The sequence below is a fragment of the Dietzia sp. B44 genome (assembly GCF_014145245.1).
Taxonomy (GTDB): Bacteria; Actinomycetota; Actinomycetes; order Mycobacteriales; family Mycobacteriaceae; genus Dietzia; species Dietzia natronolimnaea.
The window spans coordinates 1-15,513 of the sequence record NZ_JAALEF010000007.1 but is presented as its reverse complement, the minus strand read 5'-3'; the positions used below and the strand labels follow the sequence as shown (position 1 = coordinate 15,513).

The following is a 15,513-nucleotide window of genomic DNA, read 5'->3' as shown; positions in this document are numbered from 1 at the left end:
TAGGTGACCGCCGGGCCGGACCCACTCGGCGGCGCGTCGGAGTATCCGCGTGCGGGACAGCTCGACGGGGGAGTGGAAGAAGCTGGCCGTGACGAGGTCGACGCGCTCGTCGGTGGTCCAGGTGGTCAGGTCGTGGGCGACCCAGTCGATCCGGTCGGCCACGCCTCGGGCGGCCGCCGCCTCCGCTCCCCGGGAGACCGCCGTGGGGGACAGGTCCACCGCGGTGACGTCCCACCCCCGCTCCGCCAACCAGACCGCGTCGCCGCCCTCGCCGCAGCCCAGGTCGAGCGCGGATCCGACCGGGAGCGCGTCGACCACGGCTGCGGTCGTGGCGTTGACCGCCCCCGACCACCGGGGACCGTCGTCCGCGTACTCGCCCTCCCAGTGCTCGGCGGGAGTGCCGGTCGAGTCCGGCGCACCGCTCGAGACCGATGAGCCCGAGGCGGGTGAGGCAGCGACCGCGCGGTCGAAGTCCTCGTTGACCAGCATCATGTTGACCATCCCGCCGGCCATCGACCCCGCGGCCATGGACACGGGCACGGTCGCGCCCGGGTTGGCGACGTTGCCCGCCGCCCAGATGCGCGGATGGGTCGTCGCGCCGAACTGATCCACCGCCAGGGCCGTGCCCATCGGGGTGGTGGTCCGCTCCAGGTCGAGCCCGTCGAGGAACCGGTCGTGCGGCCGCGCCGCCGGTGCGGCGAAGATCGCGTCGAGTGCGATCTCCCGTCCGTCCTCCAGACGGACGCCGCTCAGTCGCCCGTTCTCGGTCAGGACCCGGTCGACGGGAGTCGCCTCGAGCCGCACGCCGCGGGCCCGCAGTCGGGTGGCCACGTCGGCATCGGGTGCACCGCTACCGGCGGTGAGGAACACCAGGTCATCGGTCCACTGGCGCACGAGTTGCGCCTGATGCGCTGACATGGCCGTGGTGCCCAGCACCGCGATCCTGCGGCCGCGGACCTCCCAGCCGTGGCAGTAGGGGCAGTGGAGGACGCTCGTGCCCCAGAACTCCTGCAGGCCGGGGATGTCCGGCAGCTCGTCGGTCTGTCCGGACGCGACGACCAGGGCGCGTGCCGTCGCGGGCGCCGCGTCGGCGAACTCGACGGTGAGGCCGGCCCCGGCCACGTCGTTCCCCCCGATGTCGACCCCACTGTCGACCCCACTGTCGACCCCGCTGTCGCGGACCACGGTCACGGACCCCGTCCGCACCGTGACGTCGTACTCGCGGAGCTCCTCGCGGCCCCGGCGGAGCAGCTCGAGCGGATCCATCCCCTCGTGGCCGAGGACGCCGTGCATGTGTGCGGCGAAGCGGTTGCGCGGTTCGCCGGCGTCGACGACGAGCACGCGGCGGCGCGCCCGGCCCAGCATCAGCGCCGCCGACAGCCCCGCGGCCCCGCCGCCGATCACGATGGCGTCCCAGTGTTCCTCGATGTCCTTGTTCGTGTGCATGACAACAGTTCACGCCTGGTATGCGTAAACTGCAAGGAGATTTGCACTATTGGCAAGGAGTTGCGTGTGACGGAGGAACTCAGGCAGGTCGGGACGCGATTGCGGGCGTACCGCCACAGCAAGGGCTGGACCCTGGACCAGTTGGCCGAGCGCGCGGACATGTCGGCCAGCACGCTCTCCCGTCTCGAATCGGGCAAACGACAGTCCAGCCTCGAGCTGCTCCTCCCGCTCACCCGCCAGTTGGGGATCAGCCTCGACGATCTGGTGGCCCCGACGACGGTCGACCCGAGGGTGCGGCGTCCCGTGGTCCACCGGGACGGGATGGTGATCGCGCCCCTGGCCCCCGAGGGATCATCGGTGGGCACCTACAAGATCACCTACCCGCCGGCGAGCACCGCGCCCGAACCCCGGGTCCACGACGGCTACGAGTGGTTCTACGTCCTGTCCGGGAAGTTGCGCCTGGTCCTGGGCGACCAGGAGTTGATCCTGACCCGGGGTGAGGCAGCGGAGTTCGACACCAAGATCCCGCACAGTCTGTCGGCCGCCGGGGCGCGGCCGGCGCAGGTGATCAGCATCTTCAACGACGACGGGGTGCGGATGCACACGCACACCGCGAGCTCATGAGGCCTCCCGGCCTCCCGGTTTGGTCGGTCGCCCGGACGTGCTGGTAAGGTATCCCTCGCTGCTCGAGAGGGCGGCACCGTCGCCCGCGAGGGTGCCGGGGGGCTATAGCGCAGTTGGTAGCGCGTCTCGTTCGCATCGAGAAGGTCAGGGGTTCGATTCCCCTTAGCTCCACGGAGAGATGTCCCGGACCATCGAGTCAGATGGCCCGGGACATCCGTCATTTGCTGGAGGAACGGCGACCGATGAACACTGATGTGGGCGGCAAGTGGCTGTTCCTCGCCGCGGCGATCGCCCTCGAGGTGGCGGGCTCGCTCTCACTGAAGGGGGCGCTCACCACGCCCGCGCTCTACGCGATGGTGGCCGTCGGGTACGTGGGCGCGTTCGCCTTCCTGGCCCTCACCCTGCGGGCGGGCGTGCCGCTCGGGGTGGCGTACGGCATCTGGGGGGCCTCCGGCGTCGCCCTGACGGCGGGCCTGTCGTCCCTGATCTACCACGAGCCGCTGACCCCGCTGATGATCGCGGGCATCGCGGTGATCATCGCCGGGGTGTTGTGCGTCGAACTGGGATCCCAGCGCGCCCGGTCACGCGCCGAGGGGGCCGGCTGATGGCCTGGGCCTATCTCGCCGTCGCGATCTCCTTCGAGCTCGCCGCGACGCTCTCGCTCCGGATGGCCGTCGACAACGCGCGGTGGTACGCCGCCGTCGTGCCCGGCTACCTGGTGGCCTTCGTGTTCCTCTCCCTGACGCTGGCCGAGGGGATGCCGCTGGGGGTCGCCTACGGGATCTGGACGGCCGCCGGCGTGGCCCTGGCCGCGGTCCTGAGCCGACTGCTCTTCCGCGAACCCCTCACGCCGTTGATGGGTGCGGGGATCGTCCTGATCGCCGGCGGGGTGTTGCTCGTGGAGCTGGGCGCGGGCGTTTGAGGGCAGTGGCCCCGATCGTTAACACGGGGTTCACCACCACCACGATTCGCGCGGACGCGCCTGAGTAATGTTCTGCGTCATGGCGATACCCGCGTCCGAGGGCGACGACTAACCGGGACCCCCTCGACGGTTCAGCGATACATCGACGAGACCCCCCGCTGGCGGGACGGCACCCCCGCGGTCGCCGGCGGCATGACGAGCATGCAGGGCAGGATCTGGTGGCTCGCCTCGGCGGGGAAGTTCTTCGAGGGGCTGATCGTGTTCCTCATCGGGGTGGCGCTGCCCCTGATCACCGCCTATTGGTCCCTCTCTGCTGTGGGGACCGGTCTCCTCACCGCGGCGCCTCTGGCCGGGATCATGGTCGGCGCCACCGCGCTCGGTGGACTCTCGGACCGGTTCGGCCGCAGACAGATGTTCCTCATCGAGATAGTGCTGTTCACCGTGTTCCTGCTCGGCGCCACCGTGGCGCCCGGGTTCGCCGTGTTCCTGGTGTGCCTGTTCGGGATGGGCACCGCTCTGGGGTGCGACTACCCGACCGCCCACGCGATGATCTCCGAGACGCAGTCCACCGCCGGCCGCGGAAGACTGGTGCTGTCGGCGTTCGCGTTCCAGGCGGTAGGGGCCGTGGCGGGGACCCTGGTCGGTGTCGCGATCCTCAGCACCACCGACTCGCTCGACTCCTGGCGGCTGATGTTCGGCGTCGTCGTGGTGCCGGCGGCACTCGTCGCCGTCGGCCGGTTGTTCATCGTCCAGAGCCCGCACTGGCTCGCGAACGTCGGTCGCCACGCGGAGGCCGAGGTCGAACTCAGAAAGCTCCTCGATCGCACGCCGCAGTACCCCTCGGTCGTGACACTCTCGGCAGACCGGGGCGCGGACGAGGCGGAGACCAAGGACGTCCGCGCGCTGTTCGCGGCCCCGTGGCGTCGGTCGACCATCCTGGCATCGGTGCCGTGGTTCCTCCAGGATCTGAGCACCTACGGCATCGGCATCTTCACGCCGACGATCATCGCGACCACGCTCGGGAACGTCGCCAGTAGCGGGTCCTCGTCGTCGGCCATCATCCACAAGGATCTGCTCGGCGCCAAGGGGGCCGCCCTCATCGACGTCTTCCTCCTGGTGGGCATCCTGGTCGCCATCGTGTTGGTCAACCGGTGGGGTCGAATGCGGTTGCAGATGCTGGGGTTCCTCGGCTGCGCGACAGGGCTGGCGATCGCCGCGTCGTCCACCCTCGCCCACGGGTCGCTGCAGACGGTGCTCGTCTTTGCCGGTTTCATCCTGTTCCAGTTCATGACCAACCTCGGGCCCAATTCCATGACGTACGTGGTGGCGGGGGAGGTGTTCCCGACCGCCCTGCGCGGGACCGGTGCCGGCATGGCGGCGTCCATCGCCAAGTCGGGCGCGGTGCTGACCTCGTTCCTGTTCCCGATCCTTCTGGTCGCCTGGGGCACCGGCGCAGTCCTGGCGATCCTGGTGGGGACGTCCCTGCTCGGGGCTCTCATCACGTGGCTGTTCCGCATTGAGACCACCGGCAGGAGCGTCGAGGAGATCGACTCGATGTACGAGGAGCATCCGGAGCAGGCGGAGCCTGCCCAGCGCTGATACCGGTCAGTCCGCCTGTGGCACTGTGGGCGGTATGCCGTCTCCTCGGATCGCCATCACCTTCTGTACGCAGTGCCGGTGGATGCTCCGCGCCCAGTGGTACGCGGGTGAGCTTCTCCAGACTTTCGAGAGCGAGATCGGCGAGATCGCGCTCGTGCCTGCCACCGGCGGCACGTTCCGGATCGATGTCGGCGACGAGCAGGTCTGGAACCGCAAGAGGGATGGCGGATTCCCCGAGATCACCGAACTGAAGCGGGCTGTCAGAGATCTCGTCGCTCCGGGGAGGTCGCTCGGTCACGCCGACCGGGTCGAGCCCACCGACTAGCCACAGGGGTCGTCCCTGGCGGATCCGCGGGGCGCCCGTTCGTCGTGGACGCACCCGTAATCCACGCAAAGTCCACTTTGAGGTAAGCGAACTCTGATGTGCTGAGGTGCAGGCGGTGAGCGCCGCCCTCGACGACCCCAGGGAGAGCGACATGTCCGGAAGACTTCTCACCGTGTGCGGCATGGCCGCCGTAACCCTCCTCGCGGGCGCCGGGACGGCGAACGCGCAGCTCGGTTCCGTCACCGGTTCGCTTCCGGGGTCGACCAGCGGGCCGGTCGGTTCCACGGCCACCGCGGTCTGCAACGTCGGTAGCGTGGCCAACCTCGCCGGGGCCGGACTGCCGACCAGCGCGGTCTGCTCGGTCGCACCGGCGCTGGGCAGGTCGATCGACCACCTGCTCGCCGGAGACACCAACGGTTCGGTCTCCGCGCTCGTCGGTGGCGTCCCGGGGGTGGGGAGTGCCCTGGAGAGGGTGGTACCCACGGACTCGGCGGCCGACCTGGTGGATCAGGCGCTCGCGGGGATCGACGCGACGTCGCTCACCCCCCAGGGCTGAGCGGGCCGGCGCGCGCTCGCAAGACGGGCACGGAGACAGGTGAGCGAATTGCACTCAGTGCAAAAGTGCTGGCCAAAGCACGTGATCACTGGATTGGAACGCGTTATAGTTCGCTCATGACCCTCGCACCAGGTAGCCCCGCGCCCGATGTCTTCAGCCCGGCGAAGATCGGAAACGTGACGTTGCGCAACCGCATCGTCAAGGCCGCGACGTTCGAGGGCCGCTGCCCCGAGGGCCGGGTCACCGACGAGCTCATCGAGTTCCACGCCGAGTACGCCCGCGGCGGCGTCGGCATGACGACGGTCGCCTACCTGGCCACCTCGCCCGAGGGTCGGACCGACCGGCACCAGTATCACTGGGGCATGGACGACGGCGGCATGCTGCGCAAGCTCACCGACACGGTGCACGCCGAGGGCGCGGCCGTCTCGGCGCAGGTCGGCCACGCGGGGGCGGTGGCCAATTCCGCCTCCAACAAGATGCCGGCGATGGGGCCGTCCCGCATCCCGGCCCCCACGGGAATGTCCCTGACCAGGGCCTGCACCGAGGCGGATATCGATCGGATCGTGGAGGACCACGTCCGAGCGGCCCGCGGGGCGGCGGAGGCCGGGTTCGACGCCATCGAGGTGCACTTCGGGCACAACTACCTGGTGAGCGAGTTCCTCAGCCCCAAGCTGAACAAGCGCAAGGACTCCTACGGCGGGTCCCTCGAGAACCGTGCTCGGTTCGCCCGCCGCATCGGCCGCGCCATCCGCGACGCGATGGGCGACCGGATCGCCGTGACCATCAAGCTCAACATGGACGACGGCGTGCCCGGCGGATTCTGGATCGACGAGGCCGTGCAGGTGGCCAGGTGGATCGAGGAGGACGGCTCGGCGGACGCCCTGGTGATGACCGTGGGCAGCTCCCTGCTCAACCCCATCTACCTGTTCAAGGGCGACGCGCCGCTGCACGAGTTCGCCGCCACCCAGCCGACGGTCATCAAGCTGGGCATGAAGGTCGTCGGACCCAGGATGTTCAAGGAGTACCCCTACACGGACGCCTACATGCTCGACGACGCCCGCCAGATCCGCGAGGCCGTGAGTATGCCCATGATGCTGCTCGGGGGGATCGTCGACCGACCGTCGATCGACAAGGCGATGAGCGCGGGATTCGAGTTCGTGGCCATGGGGCGCGGCCTCCTGCGTGAGCCGGACCTGCCCAACAAGCTGAGGGCCGATGATCGTCGTCGGTCCCTGTGCGTGCACTGCAACCGCTGCATGGCCACGATCTACAGCGGGAGCCGCTGCGTGTTGCGCGACCACGTTCCGCCCGTCCCGGCGCGCGGCTGACCCCGACCGGCGTCAGGCCACCTTCCTGACACCGGCGTCAGGCCACCTTCCTGGCACCGGCGGGCCGCTACGGTGGGACCCCAGGAGGCCCGCTCGAGCGACCCGGGCCGGAAGGGAAGCACATGTCGAGGCGACGGATCACCGACTACCGTGGCAAGACCTGCGTGGTCACCGGAGCGGCCAGCGGGATCGGCCGCGCCGTGGCGATCCGGCTGGCGGGCGAGGGCGCGCGGCTGGTGCTGACGGACCGCGACGCCGCCGGGTTGCAGACGGCGGCACAGGCCTGCCGGGACGCGGGTGGCGCGGTGCTGGGCTCCGAGACCGTGGACATCACCGAGCACGAGGCGGTGATGGGGTTCGGCGAGAGCACGATCGCCGCGCACGGCGCCCCGCACGCGATCTTCCACGTCGCGGGCAACTCGGCATGGGGGCGGCCCGACCTGCTCGAACACCGCGTCTGGCGGTCCATGGTCGAGGTCAACCTCATGGGCACCATCCACGTGATCGAGGCGTTCGTCCCGGCGATGATGGCGGCGAAGCGACCCGCCGCGCTCGTCATGGTCTCGTCCGCCGCCGGTCTGCTGGGTCTGCCGTGGCACGCCGCGTACAGCGCCGCCAAGTTCGGCATCCGTGGCATCGCCGAGGTGCTCCGCTTCGACCTGGCGCCGTACGGGATCGGCGTGCACCTGGTGTGTCCCGGCGGGGTGGACACCCCGTTGGTGGAGACCGTCGAGATCGCGGGCGTGGACCGTTCGAACCCGCAGGTCGCCAAGACCGTGGACCAGTTCAGACGCCATGCCGTCACCCCGGAGGTCGCGGCCGAGAAGACACTCGAGGGCGTACGCAAGGGGCGCTACATCGTCTACACCTCGCCGGACATCCGACTGGGGTTCGCCGCCCAGAAGTTCGCTCCGCCGCTCTACACGCTCGCGATGAGACTCCTGAGCCGTCGCATCAACAAGGCCGGAGAGGGAATCCTCCCGTGAGGGGGATGGAGACCCTCAACGACGCCGCCATCCTGCTGGCCCGGCTCGGGCTCGGGGCGGTGTTCGTGGCCCACGGGTGGCAGAAGTTCTTCACGCTGGGGTTGAGCCGGGTGGGCGAGCAGTTCGCCGGGTACGGGATCCCGCAACCGGAGGTGACGGCCGCGGTCGTCGCCGGGGTCGAGTTGATCGCGGGGATCGCACTCATCGCGGGCATCCTCACGCCGCTGGCCGGGATCCTGCTGGCGGTGGACATGGCGGGAGCCCTGTATTTCGTCCATGCCACCAACGGGCCCTTCGTCACCCAGAACGGCTGGGAGCTCGTGGTGGCACTCGGGGTGGGCGTGTTGCTCATCGCGGCGGTCGGGGCGGGCCGGTTCAGCATCGACCGGGCGCTGGGCGGGTAGGGCCGGCGTCGCTCGCGGTGGGCGGCACGGCGGGGCGAGTCGAGGCTAACGCCAGGACGGCAGCCAGAGCTGCTGGTTCCATTCCGTCGAGGTGATGGGCATCCCCGACAGGATGGGCAGCATGTAGAGGAAGTTGGCCACCACGAGCCCCAGATAGAGGCACACGATCGCCCGGCCGATCGTCTTGCGCCGTGGCGAGTCGGTGGACCTGCCGGCGATCTCGCCCAGCACCAGCGCGACCATCATCACGAAGAACGGCACCATCACCGAGGCGTAGAAGAAGTACATCTGGCGGTCGTGCTGGAAGAACCACGGCAGATAGCCGGCCATGTAGCCGACGAGCGGGAACGCGTACCGGCCGTCGCGGCAGATGACGGCCCGCCAGAACGCCCAGCCGAGCACCGGGATCGCGAGCCACCAGATCGCGGGCGTACCGAGGAGCATGATGGCGCGGACGCAGGAGTCCTGACCGCAGCCGGTCACGTCCTCGCCCTGCTCGACGTAATAGAGCATCGGCCGCAGGCTCATCGGCCAGGTCCACGGCTTGGACTCCCACGGGTGTCGGTTGCCCGCCGAGGTGGTGAGCGAGGAGTGGAAGTCGAGCACGGACGACTGGTAGTACAGCCACGACTGGAGTGAGTCGGGCAGCCAGTTGTCGTCGACCTTTGACCCCACCGCGTGCCGGTACACCGAGTTCTCGCCGGCGAACCACGGGAGCCAGGTGAACATGTGGATCAGGGCGGGCCAGATGACCAGGGTGACGAAGGCCGGGACGGCATCCCGGAGCAGCGTGCCCGCCAGCGGTCGCCGCACCCCGTAGCGGCTGCGCAACGCCCAGTCCCAGGCCACCGTCATGAGGCCGAAGAACGCGATGAAGTACAGGCCCGACCACTTGACGCCGAGGGCCAGCCCGAGCATGACGCCGGCGGTGAACCGCCACCAGCGGAAGCCCAGTCGCGGTCCGAAGTCCGACAGGTGGAGCCGGCCGGCGAGCGCGGCGCGGTGCATCCGGCCGCGCATCTGGTCGCGGTCGACGAGCAGGGCACCGGCGGCGGCAGTGACGAACAGGACCTGGTAGATGTCGAGCATGCCGATGCGGGAGGTCACGAAGGTGACCCCGTCCAGACACAGCAGCAGGCCCGCGACCAGGCCGAGTTGCGTGGATCGGGTCAGCCGCCTGGTGATCCGCATGACCATGAACACCACGAGCACGCCGCAGATCGCGGCGGTGAACCGCCAGCCCAGTGGGGTGTAGCCGAAGAGCAGTCCGCCCAGCGACTCGATCTGCTTGGCGACGGGCGGGTGGACCACCAGTCCGTAGGCCGGGTTCTCCTCGATCCCCAGCTGCGCGATGCTGAACGACTGCGGCGCGTAGTGCTTCTCGTCGAAGACCGGGGTGCCCTCGTCCGTGGCGGAGGTCAGGCCCCAGAAGCGCGAGAGGAAGGCCAGGACCAGGATGACGCCGGTGGCGATCCAGTCGCGGGGGGTGTCGACCGGCCCGGTGTCCGGATCCGGGAGCGGGCGGCCCGGGGATCGCACGCCTGGGGTCGAGGTCACACCGCGAGCATAATGGTGGCCTTCCCGGGACCGGGGACACGGGCAGGGCAGGACGCGGGCGAGACGCGGACGAGACTCCGGCGGGACGCGGGCGCGGACATCGGCGACCGGGGACGGGGGCGACCGGGGATAGGGTGGAGCGCATGACGTCCGGACGTGTCGTGTTGGCGGCCACCCCCATAGGGAATCCGGGCGACGCCTCCTCCCGGCTGAAGGACCTGCTCGCCACCGCCGACGTCGTGGCCGCCGAGGACACCCGGCGTCTGCGCGGGCTCGCCACGGCGCTCGGGGTGACGGTCCCCGGCCGGGTCATGAGCTTCTACGAGCACAACGAGACGGGCCGCGTGCCCCAGCTGATGGACCGGGTCCGCGCCGGTGACGTGGTGGCCGTGGTGACCGACGCCGGGATGCCCGCGGTGTCGGACCCGGGGTATTCGCTGGTCACCGCGTGTATCGAGGCCGGGCTCCCGGTGACCTGCCTTCCCGGCCCGTCGGCCGTCACCACGGCACTGGTGCTCAGCGGCCTGTCCGTGGACCGGTTCTGTTTCGACGGCTTCCCCCCGCGCCGCGCTGGTCGTCGCCGGACCTGGCTGGCCCGGCTTGCTGCGGAGGAGCGCACGTGCGTGTTCTTCGAGTCGCCCCACCGCCTCGGGGACACTCTCGCCGAGGCGGCGGAGGTGCTGGGCGCCGGTCGGCGCGCGGCGGTGTGCCGTGAGCTCACCAAGACGTACGAGGAGGTCCTGCGGGGCACGCTCGGCGAGCTGGCCGAGCGGACCGCCGACGGGGTCCGCGGGGAGATCGTGGTGGTGATCGAGGGGGCGGACGCCGCGGACTCGACCGCCACGACCGAGGACCTGGTCGAGATCGTGGAGGAGCGGGTCGAGGCGGGAGAGCGGCTCAAGGACGCCTGCGCGGCCGTCGCCGAGGGCTCGTCACTGACCAAGCGGGAGCTCTACCAGGCGGTCGTCGACTCGCGGGGCTGAGCACCTCGCGGGGCTGACCACCACGTCGCGCGCTGCCGACTACCAGGGCACCGGTCCACCGCCCCAGGTGAACGCGGCCTTGTGTACGCACTCGTCCCACTCGGCGTCGGGGTCCGAGTCGATGGTGATGCCGCCGCCCACGCCCAACTCGACGCGCCCGTCGGGGGTGGCCTCGAGGGTGCGGATGGCCACCGCGAGCTCGAGGTCCCGGCCCAGGGCGAGGCCGTACGCCCCGCAGTGCAGGCCCCGCGACCGCGGTTCCCACCCGGCGATCAGCTCGCGGGCCCGTGCCTTCGGCGTCCCCGTCACCGAGGCCGGGGGGAAGGTGGCCTCCACCAGCGCCGCGTTGTCCGCGGTCGTGCGGGCGGTGACGGTGGAGACCAGGTGGTGCACGCCGGGCGCCGGGCGGATGGCGAGCAGGTCGGTCACGGTCACCGACCCGACGTCGGCCACGCGCCCGAGGTCGTTGCGGACCAGGTCCACGATCATGATGTTCTCCGCGATGTCCTTCGCGGACCCCAGCAAGAGCGCCGGGTCCAGGTCCGCCGCCAGCGTGCCCTTGATGGGGCTGGACCGCACCTGATCGCCGCGGCGCACCAGGTACTCCTCGGGCGAGAACCCGAGGACGGCGCCCCAGGGTCCCTCGAGATACGCCGAGCGTGCGGCGGGGGAGTGGCCGGCGATCGCGAGGAAGGTCTCGAGCGGGTCCGCGCGGAGCCTGCCGTGCAGTCGCGTGCTCAGACAGGCCTGGTAGACCTCGCCCGCGCGGATCGCCTCGAGACAGTCCGTCACGGCCGAGCGGTGCGCCCCGCGGTCCGGCGCGGCCCAGTCCGGGAAGTGGTCGGCAGGGTTGTCGTTGTTGTCGTCGTCCTGGCGGCCGTCACGTCGGGCGGCACCGTGGTCGCGGACCACCTGCGCCGGGTCGGGGGCGTCGCCGTGGCGTGTCCACCGGCCGTCGGCGTCGAGGGTGAGCCACCCGGAGGCCTCGCCGCGCACCGCGGCCGGGAGCGGTGGGGCGGCGCCGGGCACGGTGTCGGGAAAGGACCGATAGACGACGACGAGGTGGTCGCTCTCCTCGAACGCCGACTCCTGCGACACGGGCCGGAGGTCGACCGACGGGACCACCACGGCGCGGCGATCCCGCCAGTCGCCGATGAAGGCGGCAGGGGGCGCCAGGCCGTGTGACCGCGCCCGTTCCCGCAGCGCACGGAGCAGCTCCGGGACGGGTATCAGACGCTCGCGCACCCGTTCATGCTTACACGCACCTGTGCTGGTGAAGAACTTATTATCTTGCACAGCGCCGAAGTTGTTGACAAGGTTTCAGGAATGTCCACCTCTAGAGAACAGAAGAGTGACCCCGGGAACACGCCACCTCCCGCGCCGACGGCACGGCCTCGCGCGGACTTCGCGGTGATCGTCCCCGCCGCCGTGATCGCCCTGATCGTGGTGGTGTGGGGCTTGTTCTACACGGTCTCGTTCGAGAGCGCCGCGGGTCGGGCGTTCGACGTGGTGGTCCACACGGTGGGCTGGTTGTTCATCGTGGTGGCCACCACGGTCGTGGCCTATACCGTCTATCTGGCGTTCTCCCGCTTCGGCGGGATCCGGCTGGGAGGCGACCACGAGAAGCCTGAGTACTCCACCCGGTCCTGGATCGCCATGATGTTCGCCGCGGGCATGGGCATCGGTCTGATGTTCTACGGCGTGTCCGAGCCGCTCACCCACTTCCAGACCCCGCCGCCGGGTCAGGAGCAGCAGTACGACGTGGCCATGGCCACCACCGCCTTCCACTGGACCCTGCATCCGTGGTCCATGTACGCCATCGTCGGCCTGGCCCTCGCGCTGGCGGCCTACCGCTTCAAGCGCGGCCACCTGATCTCGCAGGCGTTCGTCCCGCTGATCGGCGAGAAGCGGGCCAACGGGTGGATGGGCAAGGTGCTCGACATCGCGACGGTCGTGGCCACGATCTTCGGTACCGCCGCCTCGCTCGGTCTCGGCGCGCTGCAGATCCGGGCCGGGCTGAACGAGACCGGTGCGGTCAGCGGCGGCGGCATCGCGCTCGTCGTGGGCGTCATCGTGGTCCTGGGACTGGTGTTCCTCGCCTCGGCGGCCTCCGGGATCGGCAACGGCGTCCGGATCCTGTCCAACATCAACCTGGTGCTGGCGGTCTCGCTCGCGCTGTTCGTCGCGATCTTCTCCGGCGCGCTGTTCTTCATGCTCGACCTGGTCCCCACCACCGTCGGTGCGTACTTCTCCGACTTCTTCGAGATGGCCTCCCGCACCGCGGTGAGCGAGAACGGCGAGGCGGCCGAGTGGCTGTCCGGCTGGACGGTCTTCTACTGGGCCTGGTGGATCTCCTGGTCGCCCTTCGTCGGGATGTTCCTCGCCCGGATCAGCCGGGGCCGCACGGTCCGCGAGTTCATCATCGGCGTGGTCCTCATACCCAGCACCCTGTCGGTGCTGTGGTTCTCGATCTTCGGCGGGTTCGCCCTGTATCTCGAGGACGCCGGTCGGAGCATCTTCGGCGACGGTTCGCTCGAGCCCCAGCTGTTCAACCTGCTCCGCGAACTGCCGCTCGCGCCGGTGCTCATGGTGGTCGCCATGGTGCTCATCGCCGTCTTCTTCATCACCTCGGCCGACTCGGCGTCGATCGTCATGGGCGGCATGGCCCAGCACGGGGTCGAGGAGCCGTCACGGTGGATCGTCATGCTCATGGGTACCTTCACCGCGGCGGTCGCGATCATCATGCTCCTCGCGGGCGACGGCGGCGGGAACGCGCTGTCGAGCCTGCAGAACATGACCATCATCGCGGCGTCACCGTTCGTCCTGGTGCTGATCGCCCTGTGCGTGTCGATCCACAAGTCGCTCTCGCACGATCCGGCGGCCGAGAACGCCTGACGCGGGCCGGGTGCACTCCCGGCACGGCGGCCGCGGACGCGACCACTACTCTGGACGCATGGCGAAGACAGTCCTGACCGCGGTCGCATGGCCGTACGCGAACGGCCCCCGGCACATCGGACACGTCTCCGGGTTCGGGGTGCCGTCGGACGTCTTCTCCCGGTACCAGCGGATGGCCGGCAACGACGTGCTGATGGTCTCGGGCACCGACGAGCACGGCACCCCGCTGCTCGTGCAGGCCGAGAAGGAGGGGGTGTCGGTCCAGTCGCTCGCGGACCGGTACAACCGGGTGATCGTCGACGACCTGGCCGGACTGGGGCTGAGCTACGACCTGTTCACCCGCACCACCACCCGGAACCACTACTCGGTGGTCCAGGAGCTCTTCCGGGGCCTGCACCGCAACGGGTACATGGTGGCCAAGACCACCACCGGGGCGGTGAGCCCGTCGACGGGCCGCACCCTGCCGGACCGGTACATCGAGGGCACCTGCCCGATCTGCGGCTACGACGGCGCCCGGGGCGACCAGTGCGACAACTGCGGCAACCAGCTGGACCCGGCGGACCTGAAGAACCCGGTCTCCAAGATCAACGGTGAGACCCCGAAGTTCATCGAGACCGAGCACTGGTTCCTGGACCTGCCCGCCCTCGCGGACTCGCTGGGGGACTGGCTCAAGGGTCGGAAGGACTGGCGGCCCAACGTCCTGAAGTTCTCGCTCAACCTGCTCGAGGACCTACGTCCGCGTGCGATGAGCCGGGACATCGACTGGGGGATCCCGATCCCGGTCGAGGGCTGGCAGGACCGGGGCGACAAGAAGCTCTACGTGTGGTTCGACGCCGTGGTGGGCTACCTGTCCGCCTCGATCGAGTGGGCGTGGCGCTCGGGTGAGCCCGAGGCGTGGCGTCGCTGGTGGACCGACCCCGAGGCCGTCTCCCACTACTTCATGGGCAAGGACAACATCACGTTCCACTCGCAGATCTGGCCGGCCGAGCTCATCGGCTACGACGGCCGGGGTGCGCACGGTGGCGAGCCGGGCGCGCTCGGTGCGCTCGGCCTGCCCACCGAGGTGGTCTCGTCGGAGTTCCTCACCATGTCCGGGTCCAAGTTCTCCTCCTCGCGGGGCGTGGTGATCTACGTCCGCGACTTCCTGGCGGAGTTCGGCCCCGACTCGCTGCGGTACTTCATCTCGGTGGCCGGCCCGGAGAACCAGGACACCGACTTCACCTGGGACGAGTTCGTGCGACGCACCAACGCCGAGCTCGTGGGCGGCTGGGGCAACCTGGTCAACCGCACGGTGTCGATGGCGCACAAGAACTTCGGCGAGATCCCGCGCCCCGGCACCCTGACCGACCTCGACGCCGAACTCCTGCGTGACGCGGAGTCCGCGTTCGCCACGGTCGGCGGCCACCTCGAGCGCTCCCGCTTCAAGGCCGGTGCCACCGAGGCGATGCGGATCGTCGGCGCCGCGAACCGCTACATCGCCGCGACCGAGCCGTGGAAGCTGGCCAAGGAGCCGGACCAGCGCGAGCGCCTGGGCACCGTGCTGCACACCGCCCTGCAGGTGGTCTCCGACGCCAACACCCTGCTCACCCCGTACCTGCCGTCGGCCGCGCAGCAGATCCACGGCGCGATCGGCGGGCAGGGCGTGTGGGCCGCGTCGCCGCAGGTCCACGAGGTGATCGACGACATGCCGGTGGACCTGGTCGGGACGGGCCTGCCCGAGGCCGGGCGCAGCTACCCGGTGATCATGGGCGACTACGCCTCCGAGCAGGCCCGGTGGGCGCGCACCGAGCTCACCCCCGGGACCCCGCTGGCCAAGCCCAGCCCGCTGTTCGCCAAGGTCGACCCGGAACTCGCCGAGACCGGACCCGCCTGGGCGCCCATCCAGCCG

General features: G+C 70.1%; 15 protein-coding genes and 1 tRNA gene. 13 read left to right on the top strand and 3 right to left on the bottom strand.

Translation table 11 applies throughout. The features are described from left to right. Positions 1-1,446, bottom strand: a 1,446-nt coding sequence (locus tag G6017_RS00370; RefSeq protein ID WP_182615357.1) for a bifunctional NAD(P)/FAD-dependent oxidoreductase/class I SAM-dependent methyltransferase, incomplete at its 3' end; no start/stop codon positions are given. A gap of 66 nt (positions 1,447-1,512) precedes the next feature. On the opposite strand from G6017_RS00370, the gene G6017_RS00365 reads away from it, so the two are divergent. The 10 genes from G6017_RS00365 to G6017_RS00320 all read left to right on the top strand — a co-directional run bounded on the left by G6017_RS00365 (position 1,513) and on the right by G6017_RS00320 (position 8,190). Beyond that, the gene (locus G6017_RS00365; protein WP_182615356.1) at positions 1,513-2,070 is read left to right on the top strand and encodes a cupin domain-containing protein; all 558 of its coding nucleotides are present in this window, start codon (positions 1,513-1,515) and stop codon (positions 2,068-2,070) included. Positions 2,071-2,168: 98 nt separating this feature from the next. Continuing rightward, a tRNA-Ala gene (locus G6017_RS00360) sits at positions 2,169-2,241 on the top strand. A gap of 71 nt (positions 2,242-2,312) precedes the next feature. Then, the gene (locus tag G6017_RS00355; protein WP_182610614.1) at positions 2,313-2,675 is read left to right on the top strand and encodes a DMT family transporter; all 363 of its coding nucleotides are present in this window, start codon (positions 2,313-2,315) and stop codon (positions 2,673-2,675) included. Next, complete coding sequence (locus G6017_RS00350; protein ID WP_179525828.1) at positions 2,675-2,992, top strand: DMT family transporter; 318 nt, start codon at positions 2,675-2,677, stop codon at positions 2,990-2,992. The genes G6017_RS00355 and G6017_RS00350 overlap by 1 nt, the downstream gene beginning before the upstream one ends. A 192-nt stretch (positions 2,993-3,184) precedes the next feature. Further along, entirely contained in the window at positions 3,185-4,591 is a 1,407-nt protein-coding gene (locus G6017_RS00345; protein ID WP_182615353.1) for an MFS transporter, read from the top strand. A gap of 34 nt (positions 4,592-4,625) precedes the next feature. Further along, the gene (locus G6017_RS00340) at positions 4,626-4,916 is read left to right on the top strand and encodes an Rdx family protein (protein ID WP_182615351.1); all 291 of its coding nucleotides are present in this window, start codon (positions 4,626-4,628) and stop codon (positions 4,914-4,916) included. 115 nt (positions 4,917-5,031) lie between these two features. Further along, a complete protein-coding gene (locus G6017_RS00335) occupies positions 5,032-5,472 on the top strand; it encodes a hypothetical protein (RefSeq protein ID WP_347237794.1) in 441 nt (146 codons plus the stop codon). A 116-nt stretch (positions 5,473-5,588) separates the two neighbouring features. Then, a complete protein-coding gene (locus G6017_RS00330) occupies positions 5,589-6,800 on the top strand; it encodes an NADH:flavin oxidoreductase (protein ID WP_182615349.1) in 1,212 nt (403 codons plus the stop codon). A 122-nt stretch (positions 6,801-6,922) separates the two neighbouring features. Beyond that, entirely contained in the window at positions 6,923-7,786 is an 864-nt protein-coding gene (locus G6017_RS00325) for an SDR family oxidoreductase (protein ID WP_179525823.1), read from the top strand. Positions 7,787-7,791: 5 nt separating this feature from the next. Continuing rightward, positions 7,792-8,190 (top strand): DoxX family protein, encoded by a 399-nt coding sequence (locus G6017_RS00320; protein WP_179525822.1) that lies wholly within the window; start codon positions 7,792-7,794, stop codon positions 8,188-8,190. Positions 8,191-8,235: 45 nt separating this feature from the next. Here the strand turns inward: G6017_RS00320 and G6017_RS00315 are convergent, their stop codons facing one another. After that, positions 8,236-9,747 (bottom strand): phospholipid carrier-dependent glycosyltransferase, encoded by a 1,512-nt coding sequence (locus tag G6017_RS00315; RefSeq protein WP_182615347.1) that lies wholly within the window; start codon positions 9,745-9,747, stop codon positions 8,236-8,238. Positions 9,748-9,890: 143 nt separating this feature from the next. On the opposite strand from G6017_RS00315, the gene rsmI reads away from it, so the two are divergent. Continuing rightward, positions 9,891-10,730 carry a 16S rRNA (cytidine(1402)-2'-O)-methyltransferase gene (gene rsmI, locus G6017_RS00310; RefSeq protein ID WP_182615346.1) on the top strand — a complete coding sequence of 280 codons (840 nt, stop codon included), beginning with the start codon at positions 9,891-9,893 and terminating at the stop codon, positions 10,728-10,730. 39 nt (positions 10,731-10,769) lie between these two features. Here the strand turns inward: rsmI and G6017_RS00305 are convergent, their stop codons facing one another. Next, positions 10,770-11,975, bottom strand: coding sequence for an aminodeoxychorismate synthase component I (locus G6017_RS00305; RefSeq protein ID WP_182615344.1), 1,206 nt, complete (start codon positions 11,973-11,975; stop codon positions 10,770-10,772). A gap of 81 nt (positions 11,976-12,056) precedes the next feature. Between G6017_RS00305 and G6017_RS00300 the strand changes: the two genes are divergently transcribed. Further along, complete coding sequence (locus G6017_RS00300; protein ID WP_179525818.1) at positions 12,057-13,625, top strand: BCCT family transporter; 1,569 nt, start codon at positions 12,057-12,059, stop codon at positions 13,623-13,625. A 58-nt stretch (positions 13,626-13,683) separates the two neighbouring features. Further along, positions 13,684-15,513: methionine--tRNA ligase (gene metG, locus G6017_RS00295; RefSeq protein ID WP_182615342.1), on the top strand; the 1,830-nt coding region annotated here is incomplete at its 3' end.

Coding starts and splice junctions, on each gene's coding strand:
- G6017_RS00355 (WP_182610614.1), top strand. CDS start 2,313: ATGAACACTGATGTGGGCGGCAAGTGGCTGTTCCTCGCCGCGGCGATC.
- G6017_RS00350 (WP_179525828.1), top strand. CDS start 2,675: ATGGCCTGGGCCTATCTCGCCGTCGCGATCTCCTTCGAGCTCGCCGCG.
- G6017_RS00345 (WP_182615353.1), top strand. CDS start 3,185: ATGACGAGCATGCAGGGCAGGATCTGGTGGCTCGCCTCGGCGGGGAAG.
- G6017_RS00340 (WP_182615351.1), top strand. CDS start 4,626: ATGCCGTCTCCTCGGATCGCCATCACCTTCTGTACGCAGTGCCGGTGG.
- G6017_RS00330 (WP_182615349.1), top strand. CDS start 5,589: ATGACCCTCGCACCAGGTAGCCCCGCGCCCGATGTCTTCAGCCCGGCG.
- G6017_RS00325 (WP_179525823.1), top strand. CDS start 6,923: ATGTCGAGGCGACGGATCACCGACTACCGTGGCAAGACCTGCGTGGTC.
- G6017_RS00320 (WP_179525822.1), top strand. CDS start 7,792: ATGGAGACCCTCAACGACGCCGCCATCCTGCTGGCCCGGCTCGGGCTC.
- rsmI (WP_182615346.1), top strand. CDS start 9,891: ATGACGTCCGGACGTGTCGTGTTGGCGGCCACCCCCATAGGGAATCCG.
- G6017_RS00300 (WP_179525818.1), top strand. CDS start 12,057: ATGTCCACCTCTAGAGAACAGAAGAGTGACCCCGGGAACACGCCACCT.